The organism is Lacinutrix sp. MEBiC02404 (assembly GCF_053601575.1).
This window is the reverse complement of sequence record NZ_JBSHNV010000222.1, coordinates 1-281: the sequence shown is the minus strand read 5'-3', so window position 1 is coordinate 281 and position 281 is coordinate 1. Positions and strand designations below refer to the sequence as shown.

The window sequence follows — 281 nt, the reverse complement described above, 5'->3', positions numbered from 1 at the left end:
CACATGCATCATTTGGATCTGTGTCGTTTGGTCCTTGAACGCCGTCTCCATCAGGATCTACTTCGTCTAAGTTACTTACTCCATCTCCATCACAATCTGCAGTTGCCCAGTCACTTGTTGTGTCTGTTAAATCTACATTTGATAATGTTCCTCCGATACATGGATCGGTATCATTTGGATCCGTATCACTTGTTTCTCCATCACCATCACAATCCGTAATTGCTGTTACAGGTAAAGTAATATCTGCTGCAGTAAATTCACATGCATCATTTGGATCTGTG

Annotated in this window: 1 pseudogene; it reads right to left on the bottom strand. The window is 41.6% G+C overall.

Annotated elements, in window-relative coordinates:
• Window positions 1–281, bottom strand: a pseudogene (locus ACVCXO_RS18975) (hypothetical protein); the annotation flags it as partial.